Below are 13,794 nucleotides of genomic sequence, written 5' to 3'. Positions count from 1 at the left end.
GGACATTCCGTCGTGCCCGAGTCATCCGCCGCATCGGCCCTCGAGGCCATCCTGCAACGCATCGCGCATGCCCGCCAGGCCTCAGGGCGCGCCGCGCCGGTACGTCTGCTCGCCGTCGGCAAGACGCAGGCAGCGGACGCGCTGGCCGACGTGGCCGGCGCCGGCCAGCGCGCGTTCGGCGAGAACTACGTGCAGGAGGCCGCCGGCAAGATCGACGCGCTGGCCGGGCTCGGTCTCGACTGGCATCTGATCGGGCACCTGCAATCCAACAAGGCGAAGCACGCTGCCGCGCTGTTCGACTGGGTGCAGACGGTCGACCGTCGCAAACTGGTCGACGCACTCGACGCCCACCGCCCCGACGCGCGTGGTCCGCTGAACGTGCTGGTGCAGGTCAACATCGACGACGAGACCAGCAAGCACGGTTGCGCGCCCACGGAGGTCCCCGCGCTGGTCGATGCGATCCGTGCGGCGCCGCGGCTGCGCCTGCGCGGCCTGATGGCGATCCCGGCACCGCACGCCGAGCCGGCGAGACGGCGCGACGCCTTCGCGCGGATGCGGCGTCTGTTCGACACGGTGGCCGGCGCCGACCCGGGCATCGATACGCTGTCGATGGGCATGAGCGACGACCTCGAGCTGGCGATCGCCGAGGGCGCGACGATGGTGCGGGTGGGCTCGGCCCTGTTCGGTGCCCGGGAGCGCCGCTGAGCCTCCCGCTGCATCGGGCTACCATCGTCGACCCTGTCACCGCACTGGAGTCGACACGCATGTCCGCGTCCGACACATCTCCCATCCCGCCCCTGGACCAGCCGGTCGCCTTCATCGGCGGCGGCAACATGGCCCGCAGCCTGATCGGCGGCCTCGTCGCCCGCGGCTGTCCACCGGCCCTCGTCCGGGTCGCCGACCCGAATGCCGAAATCCGCGAAGCGCTGACCCGCGATTTCGGCGTGCAGACCTTCGCGCAGGCCGACGATGCCGTCGCGGGCGCGGCGACCTGGGTGCTCGCCACCAAACCGCAGGTGCTGCATTCGGTATGCGCAGGGCTCGCCCCGCTCGCCCGCTCGACCGGGCCGCTCGTGCTCTCGATCGCGGCCGGCATCACCGCCACCCAGCTCGACCGCTGGCTCGGCGGCGACGCCGCAGTGGTGCGCACGATGCCGAACACGCCGGCATTGCTCGGCGCCGGTGTCACCGGCCTGTACGCCAACCCGCGCGTGGATGCGGATGGGCGCCACCGGGCCGATGCGCTGATGCGTTCGGCCGGCACCACGGTATGGCTCGACGACGAGGCCCGGATGGACGCGGTCACCGCGGTCTCGGGTAGCGGACCGGCCTACGTCTTTCTGCTCGCCGAAGCGATGGAGGAGGCCGGCATCGCGCAAGGTCTGGCCGCCGACGACGCCCGTGCGCTCGTGCTGCAGACGCTGCTGGGCGCTGCCCGCATGCTGGTGGAGGACGGCGCGGCGCCGGCCGAGTTGCGCCGACGCGTGACCTCCCCCGGCGGCACCACCCAGGCCGCAATCGAGTCCTTCGAAGCGGGCGGCCTGCGTGCACTGGTCGCCACTGCGATCGATCAGGCAGCCCGCCGGGGCCGGGAGCTGGCGGCGGCCAATGACTGAATCGCGCGCGGGCCTTATTTTCGGGTTGCTGGCGGCGGCGTTTGTGGTGGCATCGGCGGGTTGCAGCCGTGCGCCGTCAACACCTGCACCGTCGGCCTCGGGCGCGCAGGCCAGCGCGATGCCGGAAACGGCGACACTCGGCGACGCAGAGGTCTCGGTGAGCGTCGTGCCGACCTCGATCCTCAGCGACACGGTCGCGCACCGCTACGGCGTCGCACGTGAGCGCAACCGGGTGCTCGTGCTCGTGGGGCTGCGCGCGGGCGACGCATCGCGAAACGCGACGGTCAGCGGCCGGGCGCGCGATCTGCGGGGCGTCGCGCAGGCGCTGACGTTCCGCGAGGTGCAGGCAGACGGCTTCGTCGACTACGTGGCGGTGGCGGCAGCGACGCCGCCCGACACGCTGCGGTTCGAGCTGGACGTCGTGGACGCCGCCGGCCAGCGCGCGACGCTTCGTTTCAGCCGCGATCTCGCGCCTTGACCGCGCGCGGCGGCGGCTGACCCGGTTGACCGGCGTCTCCGACGTCGGCAACCACCGAAGGCGTCAACGCCAGCATCTCCTCGGCACTGAGATCCCGCCAGGCGCCCTTCGCCAGGTCGCCGAGATCCAGGCGCCCGATCGCGACCCGCACGAGGCGCAGTACGTCCATATCGAGCGCGGCGAGAAGCCGCCTGATCTGGCGGTTGCGTCCTTCCTCCAGCACGATCTCCAGCCAGGCATTGCGCTCGCCGCTGCGCAGCACACGCGCCGAGCCGACCCGCAGCCACTCCCCGGCGTCTTCGATCCCGGCGTACAGCGCCGCCAGCAGCGCGTCATCGGGCACGCCGTCGATCTGGACGTGATAGGTCTTGGACGGCCCGCGTGCCGGATCGGCCACACCCGCCGCCCAGACCGGGTCGCTCGAGAACAGCAGCAGGCCTTCGCTGGCCTTGTCCAGACGGCCGACCGGGGCGATCCAGCTCAGGCCCGCGCCTTCGAAGCAGCGATAGACGGTGTCCCGCCCGCGCTCGTCCTGCGCGGTGGTCACCAGGCCCCTGGGCTTGTTGAGCATCAGATACCGGTGCGCGACGGCCGAGGCCGGCACGCCGTCGAGTTCGATGTTCGCCGCATCGGGCAGCACCGGATATTCGGGATCCCGCACGACCCGGCCGGCCACCCGCACGCGGCCGTCGCGGACACGGCGTTCGGCCTCGCTGCGCGAGCACAGGCCACGCTTGGACAGCAGACGTGCCAGGCCATGGCGCGGCGGTCCCCGCCCGACACTCATGCCGGCATCCCCGGGTCCAAGGGCACGTGCAGATACGCGAACGGCCCGCTTGCGCAGGCCGTCGCGATGGACGCAGCCGGAATCCCCGCTGCGATCATTCGGCAGGCGTCGCCTGGCCGGGCGCCGCAGCTTCGGCCTCGGCCACCGGCGGCGCATTGGGATCCACGCGACGGCTGCCGACGTTGTAGCCGTTGGCCTGCAGCCACGCGTCGAAATCGTCGGCCGTCATGCGCTTGCCGCCCTGGGTCATGTTGAAGCGATACGGCGTGTTGTCGAACTCCGTCTGCTTCACATAGGCCGCCGGATCGTTCGCGCTGACCGCACCTGCTGCCGGAACCGCCATGGCCACGTTCTGGCACTTCTCGATCTCGAGGCGCAGCACGACCTGATCTGCGGATTGCGCGTCGTCGTAGGCACGCGACAGCACCGCGGTGGTTCCGAGGCGATAGTTGGGCGCGGCCAGCTCCGGCGAAACCGGGGCGAGCACGGCAGCCTGCAACGGACGCGCCGCGGCGGAATCGAGGCTGCCGCAGTCGGCCGCGTGCGCGGCGAAAGGCAGGACGAACAGCGAGAACAGCAGAATGGCGCGCACGGGCGAACTCCAGGTCGAATCGGCCTGAAGTGTAGGCCCCAAGTGTTTAGCCCACAAGGAAAAATTAACGCCACGCGCATTCACGATGGCGATGATCGGAATCAACCCGCCGGCGGCAGGTCTGCGCGACTCGCGATGGCCTGATCACAGGGGGCCGCAAAATCGTCAGGCAAAAAAAAGCCCGGCGCGAGGCCGGGCTTTTTCTGTTGCAACCGGACGTCCGATCAGTTCTGGACGTTCAGCTCGGTGCGGCGGTTGCGCGCACGGCCTTCCGGGTTGTCCGAACCGTCAGCGTTGGTGTTCGGCGCGATCGGACGGCTCTCGCCGTAGCCAACCGGACCCACCAGACGGTCGGCGGTGATGCCGTTGCTGGTCATGTAGTCATACACGGCCTGGGCACGACGCTCCGACAGACGCTGGTTGTAGGCGTCGGTACCGACGGAGTCGGTGTGACCGGCGACTTCAACGCGCAGCTCGGGGTAACGGCGCAGGATCTCGACGGCTTCGTTGAGGATCGCCACTGCGTCAGGACGCAGGGTCGAACGGTCGAAGTCGAAGTTGACGCCATTCAGATCGATGGTGATCGGAGCCGGCGGAGCCGGAGCCGGGGCCGGAGCCGGCGGCGGCGGCGGCGGAGCCGGCGGAGCCGGGGGAGCCGGCGGCGGGCCGAGCGGGATCACGACGCCGACCGAAGCCAGCACGTCACCGAAGTAGCTCTCGTTCGAGTTGTGCGGATAGCCCGCCCAGTCGCGCGAACCGTTGGCGGCAACGCTGCTGTCGTTGAAGTCAGCGCGGTAGGCAACTTCAGCGCGCACGGCGACGCGGTTGGTGAAGGTCGACTGCAGACCCAGACCGACCTTGGCGGCAAAGTTTCCGTCCTTGTTCTCACCCGGCGAATCCGGGCTCGGGAACGCGTCGAACTCTTCTTCCGAACGCTGGTAGCCCACGCCCATCAGCACGTAGGGGTTCCAGCTGCGCTCGTCGTTGATGAAGTGGTAGCGGAAGTCGACCGAGACGCCGTACTGGCTCCAGTTCAGGTCGCGGTTCGCGCCTTCGACGCTGCTGTCGAAGCCCGGGTTCTGATAGTTCAGCTCACCGTCGACGGACCAGTTGGGGCTGATGAACTTACCCATGCCCAGCGTGACGAACGGGGTGTCGTTGGTGCGACGATCATTGGCCTGGAAATTGAAACCGGCCGAGCTGGTCAGGTACCAGCGATCGTCGAACTCCTGGGCGCTGGCGGTGTGCGCCAGACCAAGGCCGCCGAGCAGAGCGGCGCAGAGGAGTTTCTTGTTCATATTGTCGGAGCTCCTTGTTAAGGGGGAATGCGTCAGGGCATCGAATGAGGCGTCCACAACGCACGCCTTGGGACATAGCCTAAAGTCAGCTGCGTGAAGGCGTTGTTAACACTAATGTAACGGTTGAAAGATTCCAACAGAACAACGCCTTAGCATTCATCCTGGCTTTGGGTAAGGCAGGAACCCTCAACGGCGCGGATTGTCGCGATGGCGATGTGCGCGTCGCGTCAAGATGCGTCATGCCACGTCATCACGCCCGGATATCGAGTCCTTCATGCGGTCTGCGCGCGATGCGAACGAATGGCGGCGTCGCCAAAGCGGCGAACGTTCGGTTCCGGTGACGGCTGCGTCGCATGCAGGCGCATGCAGGCGCGTGCAGGCGCGTGCAGGCGCGTGCAGCATGCGGCTACCCTCCTCCTGACCCACTGGCCCGCTGTGGCCGACATACATAGAGGATGCCCATGAAAGCTGTCGCACTGACCCGCTACCTGCCGATCGACGATCCCGAAGCCCTGCTCGATGTCGAGATGGAGACGCCTTCGCCGGGTCCGCATGACCTGCTGGTGCGGATCGAGGCGGTGTCGGTCAATCCGGTCGACACCAAGGTGCGAGCGCCCAAGCCGCAGGTCGAGGCCACGCCGAAAATCCTCGGCTACGACGCGGCAGGTGTCGTCGAAGCGGTCGGCGATGCCGTGTCGGACTTCGCGGTGGGTGACGCGGTCTATTACGCGGGGGACATCACCCGGCCCGGAAGCAATGCGCAGTTCCAGCTGGTGGATGCGCGTCTGGTCGCCAAAAAGCCCGACACGCTGGACTTCACGCAGGCGGCCGCGCTGCCGCTGACGGCGCTGACGGCATGGGAGCTGCTGTTCGAACGCATGCCCTATTCGATCGACGGCGGCGGCGGCGGCCGATCGTTGCTGGTGATCGCGGGCGCGGGTGGCGTGGGCTCGATTGCGATCCAGCTTGCGAAGCTCGCGGGCTTCACCGTGATCGCCACGGCCTCACGCGAGGAGACAGTGGCCTGGTGCCGCACCCTCGGCGCGGACCATGTCATCGATCACCGTCAGGATCTCGCGCCGCAGTTGCAGACGCTCGGCATCGAGGCCGTCAATGCCGCGCTCAACCTCGCCGACACCGACCGCTATTGGGACGTGCTGGGCGAACTGCTGGCGCCGCAGGGACACGTCGGGCTGATCGTCGAACCCGCGGGCGCATTGAAGATCGGCGATCCCTACAAGGCCAAGTCCATCGGCATCCATTGGGAACTCATGTTCACGCGGTCGCGTTTCAAGACCCCCGACATGGCCGAACAGGGGCGGATCCTCGCGCGTGTCGCCGCGCTGGTCGATGCGGGCCGGTTGCGCACCACGCTGACCGACACGCTGTCGCCGATCTCGGCCGACACCCTCCGCGAGGCACACCGCCGCCTCGAAAGCGGCCGCACGATCGGCAAGCTCGCCGTCGCCGGCTGGTGACGGTCGGCTCGGGCGATCAGGCGCGGAAATCAGCCCGCCCTGCTCGCCCGCAGCCTGCGTCGCATCGCCGCGCACCCACCGGAGCCGCGCCTCCGGTTCGACATCATCGACCGCCATCCTCGGACGCCGCTGCAGGCGAAGGACCAAGCCACTGCGCGGCGGCAGCGGAGCGGATGCCGGCAGCGTCGGGATCCGACCGGCCGGCATCCGGATTCATCAGGCCGCGTCCGCCGTGCGGTCGCGCTTGAGGATGGCGACCGGATCGGCCCAGGTGCTCTGAGGCCTGCGCTTACTGGTGGCCAGCACCAGATCCGACGGCTCGAACACGTTGATGTTGTGGGTGATCGGCGTGGTCAGGATGTACTGCGCATCGGTGGAGCGCAGGAACCGTCCGACCTTCTCGATGTTGGCGACATCGAGATGGGCGAAGGGTTCGTCGATGAACACGAAACCGCCGGGCTGGTCCTCGTCGCGCAGCAGCGCCACCAGCAGCAGCAATGACTTCATCACCTGCTGGCCGCCCGAGGCCTCGCCATCGTCGAGACCGATCCAGCCCTTGCGGTCGAAATCGAAGCGCACGGTGAGCCCGGCCTGGGCCAACGCGACATCGTCGTTGACGAGTTCCGACATCTCGGCTTCGACACCGATGCCGGCCAGCTCGCCCAGCGCGACCAGATTGCGGCGGTAGCGGCGCACGGTGGCGCGCAGCACGTTGAGGTAGGCGCCGCGCGCGTCTTCGGTGATGCGGCGGGCACGATGCAGATGCGCCTCGCGCTGACCGATCGCGGCTTCCATGCCGGCGTGGTCGGCGGCGAACTTGTCACGCAGCGCGACGCAGCCTTCGTCCTCGACGAACCCACCTGAGGCCAGGCGCGCGTCGAGCCGTTCCAGTTCGCGGCGCACGGCGTTGGCGCTTTCGAACTCGTCGCGCGCCGCGCGCAACACCGCGGCGGCGCGCCAGGCCGGCGGCATCTGCGCGCGGCGGCGGCGGAATTCGAGGATGCGCTGGACCAGCAACTGGCGCTCCTGGGTCATCTGCCGTCCTGCCTGCTCGATCTCGTGGGCGAGACCGCCCAGACGCCCCGCGCGTTCGGCTGCGGCGATGCTGTCCGCCTTGTCGCGGGCCATGCATGCAGCCACCTCGGCGCGCGTGGCTTCGAGCGACGTGGCCGCCGCCTGGGCGGCGTCGGCGAGCGCGGGCAGGCGCTCGAGCGCATCGGCGAACTCGGCCGCGCGCGTCACCAGCTCCTGCCCGGCGTCGAGGCCGAGCAGGCGGGCCTGGTCCACATCGAGGCGACGGCCCAGTTCGGCCAATTCGGCCTCGCGCGCCTGGGTGCGTTCGCGCAGCGCCACGTGCTCGGCGCGCAGCGCGGCCACCCGGGCTTGGCGCGCGCCGGCACCGAAGTGCGGCTGGCCAACGCCGATGTGGCGGCCACCGCGATGCTCGCGCAGATACCCCTTGGCGGTGATCCAGTCCTGGCCTTTGGACAGCCCGTGCCCCGCCTCGACATCGGCCACGCGCTGGATGCGGTCGAGCTGGCGTGGCAGCCATGCCGGCGGATCGGCCGAAAAGCGCACGACCTCGAGCAACGAGCCACGCGTCGCGCGCTCGACCGGCGCGCGGTCGGCGACGAGGAAATGCCGGTACTGCATCGACTCGCCGAGCGCCCAGGCCCGGCGCGCATCGCGCGGTTCGTCGAGCAGCAGCAGATGCCGGTACGGTGCGAGCACCGCTTCGACCGCGACCGCCCACTGCGGGTCGACGATCTCGACCAGTTCGGTCAACACGCGATGGCCTATGCCGGCCTGGTCGAGCGCGGCGCGGAAGTCACGTTCGAACGGCTCGACGAAGCGTCCACCGCCACTGAGCGCGGCCAGCTGCGCGGCGAGTTCACCCTCGCGCACGCGGTCGCGCTGGGCTTCGAATTTGAGTTCCGCCTGTCGCTGCCGGCCGTGTTCGATCCCGCTGCTGAGCGCATCGACATCGACCACGCCGCGATCGGCCTGCAGCTGGGCCAGATGATCGTGCCGCCGCACCAGACTCTCGGCGTCCCGCGCCAGATCGCGCGCGGCGGTGAACCCGGATTCCGCGTCGCGCTGGTCGGCCAATGCCTGGGCGAGCGCGGCCTGGAGAGCATCGCGCTGCGCCCCGGCTGCGGCTTCCTGGGTCTGCAGGGCCTGCAGTGCCTGACGGCGTTCGTGCTGGGCCCGGCGCAGGCCGGTGAGCCGTGGACGCGCGCCGTCGATCGTCGCGCGCAGGTCCGCCAGTTCCACCTTCGGCGCGACTTCGGTCTCCAGCCGCTGACGCTCGCGGCGCAGCGCCTGGCCTTCGTCGAAGGAGCGCACGTCGGCCTTGGCGGATTCGAGTTTCAGATGCAGTTCGTCGAGCCCGTGCTGCAGCTGGGCGATCTCCTTTTCGGTGTCGAACTGCTCGGCGCGGGCGCGTTGGTAGTCGTCGAGCACCGCCTTGTCCTCGAACACGTCGAAGACCAGCTGCAGCAGTTCGCGCGGCGACAGCTGGCACAGCTTGTCGGTCGCGCCCTGCTCCAGCGTCAGCACGCGGCAGATCGCGCGGCTCAGGCCGGCGCCGGCCAGACGCACGCGGTAGTCGCGCACGCCCAGCCATTCGCCGCCGGCGTCGAGCGTTTCCACCGGCACGTCGCCGGGCACGATCTGGTAGTCGCGGCTCCAGTCGCCGCCGCGCTTGCGCACGCGGCAGGCCAGCGTGACCTGCTCGTCCATGCACGGGAAGAACGCGCGCTTGCCGCGGCGGTCGACCGGATTGCTGACCACCGCGCGCAGCCACGCCACCGGCTTGCCGTTGTGGCGCAGGTAGGTCTTGTAGTCGCGGGCCATCTCGCGGTCGTCGATCGCCAGCAAGGTGCGCAGCGCATCGAGCAGCGTGGTCTTGCCGGAGCCGTTGGGGCCGACGACGGTGATGATCGAGGCGTCGAGCGGCAGCGCGTAACGCTGCCAGTAGTCCCAGTGCACGACTTCGAGGCTGCGGAACTCAAACATCGTCGGTGTCCTCGGCCGTGTCGGCGGTTGTCGTGTCATCCGGGTCCGCGTCGGTCGCGTCGTCGGTGTCGGGGCGCGCCGCGCGCGCCTCGGCGATGACGAACGCCAGCGCGCCATCCATTACGCGGCCGGCGATACGTTCGTAATCGAACGCCAGATCGAGCAGCGGACCTTCCTGGATACGCTCCTTGCGACGGACGATGAAGCCGTGCCGGTTGAGCGTGCCGAGATTCATCTGGATGCGCTGCTTGCCGCCGAGGCGGTCGCCGTAATCGGCCAGCAGCGTGCGCTCGTTGACGGGCTCGACGATCTCGGCGCCGACCGGCACCGGCTTGAGCTCGGCGAACATCTGCTCCTGGTCCTGCTGGCGCTCGACGTCCTGCCGCGTGATCTGGCGCTGGCGCTTGGGCAGCACCAGCAGCGCCCACAGCACGACCAGCAGCGCAGTGGTGTCGCGACTGAGCTGCAGGTTGCTCGCCGCCCAGGCATCGCCATGACCGAACACGTCGGCCTCCTGCGCACGCGCGATGCCGACGGCCACGTGCGCGGCATACGGATGTTCGAGCAGACGCAGGCCGGCGGCGGCGAGGCGACGATCGAGATCGTCACGCAGCTCGGCGTCGACGAGCACGCGGCGCACGGCGTGATCGTCGCGCGGCAGCCAGCGCTCGGCGAGCAGGCGTGCGATCAGGGAGGCGGTGGTATCGCTCATGCGGTGGAATCCGGAACACGGCGGCGGCGCGTGCGCGGACGCGCCACCTGGGAGGGAGAAGCGCCGGCATCACGACCGGGCGGCGCGGCGATGGTGTCCCCATCGCTTCCGGGCACATCGCAGGCGGAAGGCGGTGCCGGCCACGGCACGAGATGGTCGGGCACGTCGGTCCCGTCGGGCAGCAGCACGCCGCGGCTCATGCTGTGCACGCCGGCGCGGCCCACCGCGTCGAGGCCGGTGCCCACGCGCCAGTGCAACGGCAGACGCGCCAGTTCGGCACCGACGCCGCTGCGCTGCTCGGCACCGGCATCGCCGATCAGCCCCAGCAGCGACAGCCGGTAGGCACTGACCGCGAAGTCCGATTGCGGCACCCAGTCGGCGAGCGGCGCTTCGGCGTCGATCGCCACCAGCTGCGCTAGCCAGTCCTCGGCGGCGTGATAATCCTGAGCCGCTGCCGCCGGGGCCTCCAGATCCTCGGGCGCACTGCGTGCAGGCGGCAGCGTGGCGTCGTCGCGATCGGCGCGTTCGCGCTCGACCAGTTCGTATTCGGCGACGTCGAGCGCGATCGCGGCCAGCGCGAACGCCGGTTGCGGCGACGTGCACAGCGCGCCCTCGGCCAGCGTCGCGAGCCCGACTATGTCGTGGTCGCGAAGAAAGCGGTTGACGTCGGAGGACGACAGGCCGCTCGCGCCGAGGTGCACGCGATGACGATCGAGCTGGTTGAGCGCACGCTGGAACACCGAGGCCTGACGCAGCAGCGCACTCTGTGCGCGGCCGATCTGCTGGGCCACGCGATGGGTGGCAGTGTCGAGCTCGCCGTCGGCGGCGATCGCGTGGATCAGTTCCGTGCCCTTCTCCACCCAGCGCCACACCGCCTGCAGCGTGTCGGCGGCGTGGCGGATGCGGTGCTCGGACCCGCTGAGCACGGCCTGGTCGAAGTCCTCGCGCAGTTCGTTGAGACGCGACAGCAGGTGCTGGAGATCGGACGCGCCGATGCGGCCCGTCGCCTGGCCGGCCGCCAGCTGCGCGGTGACGTAGGCCAGTTCGTCGCCCTCGGCATTGAACTGCAGCAGCAGGCCCAGCGCCGACAGCGCCTGCCGGCCCGCGGGACTGATGCGGTAACGCTGCGACTGCGGCTCCCACAGCAGCAGGCCGTTGTCGCGCAGGCGGTCGAGCACGGTGCCGAACTTCACCGCATCGAGGTAGGCGAAGTGCTCGCGCAACTCCTGCGGGCTCCAGTCCGGCGCCTCGCCGCGCGCGCCCAGCGTACGCAGCACCAGCAGCCGCACCATCACGCTTTCCTCGCCGCCGTGGAACAGCGTAGAGAACGCGCGGATCTGGTCACGCGCGGCCAGCAGCGGATGCAGATCCGGCAGGTCGGCGGCGTCGATTCCGTCGCGCAGATAGTCCTGGAACGCTCGGATGGCGGCCGTCCGTGGTGGTGGGGCGCCATGGTCGGCGCCCGGGCGGCCACTGACAACTCTTGACACGCGGGTGCATGGTCGCCGTGTGGCGGTTGCGGCCTTCAGGCTTTCCGGTCACGCTGCGCAGTCCATACGCCAGCGTATCCAGACCATGACGCCAGCCGCCGCTCCCGCCGTCGACGCCTCGCCCTACCCGCACCTGCTCGCGCCGCTCGATCTCGGGTTCACCACGCTGCGCAACCGCGTGCTGATGGGCTCGATGCACACCGGCCTGGAGGATCGCGCCCGGGATTTTCCGAAGCTCGCGGCGTACTTCGCCGAGCGCGCCGAGGGCGGCGTCGGCCTGATCGTCACCGGCGGGTTCTCGCCGGACATCGCCGGCTGGCTCAAGCCGTTCGGCGGCAAGCTCTCCTGGCGCTGGGAGACGCGCCGGCACCGGCAGGTCACCGAAGCCGTGCACGGCCACGACGCGAAGATCTGCCTGCAGCTGCTGCACGCCGGCCGCTACGGTTATCACCCGCTGCAGGTCGCGCCGAGCCGGATCAAGGCGCCGATCAATCCGTTCACACCGCGGGCGCTGTCGGCGCGCGGCGTCGAACGCACGATCGATGCCTACGCCCATGCCGCGAAGCTCGCCCGCGAAGCCGGCTACGACGGCGTCGAGGTCATGGGCAGCGAAGGCTATCTGATCAACCAGTTCCTCAGCCGCCGCACCAATGCACGCGACGACGCCTGGGGCGGCGACACCGCGCAGCGCATGCGCTTCGCCACCGAGATCGTGCGCCGCGTGCGCGAAGCGGCCGGCGACGATTTCATCATCATCTACCGCCTGTCGATGCTGGAGCTCGTACCCGATGGCTCCGCCTGGGACGACATCGTGCAGCAGGCGCGCGCGGTCGAAGCCGCCGGCGCGACGCTGATCAATACCGGCATCGGCTGGCACGAGGCGCGTGTGCCGACGATCGCGACCTCGGTGCCCCGCGCCGCATTCGCCGGCGTCACCGCCAAGCTGCGGCCGCACGTGTCGCTGCCGCTGATCGCGACCAACCGCATCAACATGCCCGACGTCGCCGAACGCATTCTCGCCAGCGGCGCGGCGGACATGGTGTCGATGGCGCGGCCGCTGCTGGCCGATCCGCAATGGGTGGCCAAGGCGCGCGCCGGCACGCCCGAGCGCATCAATACCTGCATCGCCTGCAACCAGGCCTGCCTCGATCACGTGTTCCAGAACCGCACCGCGAGCTGCCTGGTGAATCCGCGCGCGTGCGCGGAAACCGAACTCAACTACTTCCCCGTCGCAACGCCGCTGCGCATCGCCGTGGTGGGCGCCGGACCTGCCGGCCTGGCGTGCGCAACGGTCGCCGCGCAGCGCGGCCATGCGGTGACGCTGTTCGATGCCGCGGCCGACATCGGCGGCCAGTTCAATCTCGCCCGGCGCATTCCGGGCAAGGAAGAATTCGACGAGACCGTGCGCTACTTCCGCACCCGGCTGGCCGAGACCGGCGTCGACGTGCGCCTGTCGACGCCCGTGGCGGCATCGGATCTCACCGGGTTCGATGCCGTGGTGCTGGCGACCGGCGTGGTGCCGCGCGCGGTCGACTTCCCGGGTCGCGACCATCCCAAGGTGGTCGGCTATATCGATGTCATCGAAGGCCGCGTCGTGCCCGGCGCGCGCGTGGCGATCATCGGCGCGGGCGGCATCGGTTTCGATGTCGGCGAATTCCTGGTCGAGCACACCGGCCAGTCGCCGAGCCTCGATACCGGCGCGTGGATGCGCGAATGGGGCATCGATCCGACCTTCGAACAACCCGGCGGCCTGGTCCCGGCCGCGCCCGCACCGCCCGCACGCACGCTGTGGCTGCTGCAGCGCAGCCCCGGGCGCCCCGGCGCGCGGCTCGGCAAGACCACCGGCTGGATCCATCGCGGCACGCTCAAGGCCAAGGGCGTGACGATGCTCGGCGGCGTCGAGTATCTCGGTGTCGACGATGCCGGCCTGCGCATCCGAGTCGACGGCGCCGAGCAGTTGCTCGACATCGATCACGTGGTGGTGTGCGCCGGCCAGGAGCCGCGTCGTGATCTCCTGGATGCCCTGCAGGCGAGCGGAACGGTCGTGCATCTGGTCGGCGGCGCAGACGTGGCCGCAGAACTCGACGCCAAACGGGCGATCGCCCAGGCGAGCCGGCTCGCCGCCCAGCTCTGAAGCCACACGCACTTCGAACTGAACGCGCGTTCAGGTGAATGGGCGCCTGCGATGTCCCGCCGGGCCGCCGTGCAAGCTGAACAGGCAGCCGATTCGGCCAGTTCCAGCCACAGACCGGACGCCGCCGCCAGTGCCCCGCATTCATCTTTGATTCGGAAAACCGCCGATACCGTGCCCGCACTTCGTCCTGC

General features: G+C 69.8%; 11 protein-coding genes. 5 read left to right on the top strand and 6 right to left on the bottom strand.

The window, feature by feature from the left end; all coding sequences use genetic code 11:
• The first annotated feature begins 12 nt into the window (after window positions 1-12).
• The 3 genes from ACF3M1_RS04505 to ACF3M1_RS04495 are packed head-to-tail and all read left to right on the top strand — an operon-like array spanning window position 13 to window position 2,094.
• Entirely contained in the window at window positions 13-705 is a 693-nt protein-coding gene (locus ACF3M1_RS04505; protein ID WP_394004290.1) for a YggS family pyridoxal phosphate-dependent enzyme, read from the top strand.
• 59 nt (window positions 706-764) lie between these two features.
• Window positions 765-1,616 carry a pyrroline-5-carboxylate reductase gene (gene proC, locus ACF3M1_RS04500; RefSeq protein WP_394004288.1) on the top strand — a complete coding sequence of 284 codons (852 nt, stop codon included), beginning with the start codon at window positions 765-767 and terminating at the stop codon, window positions 1,614-1,616.
• On the top strand, window positions 1,609-2,094 hold the full coding sequence (locus tag ACF3M1_RS04495) for a DUF4426 domain-containing protein (RefSeq protein WP_394004286.1): 486 nt from the start codon (window positions 1,609-1,611) through the stop codon (window positions 2,092-2,094). Before proC ends, ACF3M1_RS04495 begins: the two co-directional genes overlap by 8 nt.
• Here the strand turns inward: ACF3M1_RS04495 and ACF3M1_RS04490 are convergent.
• From ACF3M1_RS04490 to ACF3M1_RS04480, 3 genes are all read right to left on the bottom strand, one after another.
• Entirely contained in the window at window positions 2,072-2,881 is an 810-nt protein-coding gene (locus tag ACF3M1_RS04490) for a pseudouridine synthase (protein WP_394004284.1), read from the bottom strand. The genes ACF3M1_RS04495 and ACF3M1_RS04490 overlap by 23 nt on opposite strands.
• A gap of 94 nt (window positions 2,882-2,975) precedes the next feature.
• Window positions 2,976-3,578 (bottom strand): hypothetical protein, encoded by a 603-nt coding sequence (locus tag ACF3M1_RS04485; protein WP_394004282.1) that lies wholly within the window; start codon window positions 3,576-3,578, stop codon window positions 2,976-2,978.
• Between the two features lie 119 nt (window positions 3,579-3,697).
• Window positions 3,698-4,771, bottom strand: coding sequence for an OmpA family protein (locus ACF3M1_RS04480; RefSeq protein ID WP_394004280.1), 1,074 nt, complete (start codon window positions 4,769-4,771; stop codon window positions 3,698-3,700).
• Window positions 4,772-5,232: 461 nt separating this feature from the next.
• Between ACF3M1_RS04480 and ACF3M1_RS04475 the strand changes: the two genes are divergently transcribed.
• Window positions 5,233-6,249 (top strand): zinc-binding alcohol dehydrogenase family protein, encoded by a 1,017-nt coding sequence (locus tag ACF3M1_RS04475; protein WP_394004278.1) that lies wholly within the window; start codon window positions 5,233-5,235, stop codon window positions 6,247-6,249.
• Between the two features lie 216 nt (window positions 6,250-6,465).
• Here ACF3M1_RS04475 and ACF3M1_RS04470 read toward each other — a convergent pair whose 3' ends face one another.
• The 3 genes from ACF3M1_RS04470 to ACF3M1_RS04460 are packed head-to-tail and all read right to left on the bottom strand — an operon-like array spanning window position 6,466 to window position 11,469.
• Window positions 6,466-9,267: an AAA family ATPase gene (locus ACF3M1_RS04470; protein WP_394004276.1), complete on the bottom strand. Its 2,802-nt coding sequence runs from the start codon at window positions 9,265-9,267 to the stop codon at window positions 6,466-6,468.
• A complete protein-coding gene (locus ACF3M1_RS04465; protein ID WP_394004274.1) occupies window positions 9,260-9,979 on the bottom strand; it encodes a hypothetical protein in 720 nt (239 codons plus the stop codon). Before ACF3M1_RS04465 ends, ACF3M1_RS04470 begins: the two co-directional genes overlap by 8 nt.
• Window positions 9,976-11,469 (bottom strand): PadR family transcriptional regulator, encoded by a 1,494-nt coding sequence (locus tag ACF3M1_RS04460; RefSeq protein ID WP_394004272.1) that lies wholly within the window; start codon window positions 11,467-11,469, stop codon window positions 9,976-9,978. The genes ACF3M1_RS04465 and ACF3M1_RS04460 overlap by 4 nt, the downstream gene beginning before the upstream one ends.
• Window positions 11,470-11,554: 85 nt before the next feature.
• On the opposite strand from ACF3M1_RS04460, the gene ACF3M1_RS04455 reads away from it, so the two are divergent.
• A complete protein-coding gene (locus ACF3M1_RS04455; RefSeq protein ID WP_394004270.1) occupies window positions 11,555-13,603 on the top strand; it encodes an FAD-dependent oxidoreductase in 2,049 nt (682 codons plus the stop codon).
• The last annotated feature ends 191 nt before the right edge of the window (window positions 13,604-13,794 follow it).

It is taken from the genome of Luteimonas sp. WGS1318, from assembly GCF_043187535.1.
In the GTDB taxonomy this organism is placed as follows: domain Bacteria; phylum Pseudomonadota; class Gammaproteobacteria; order Xanthomonadales; family Xanthomonadaceae; genus Luteimonas.
Note: the sequence above shows the minus strand (reverse complement) of the source record. Positions and strands in the feature narration are given on the sequence as shown.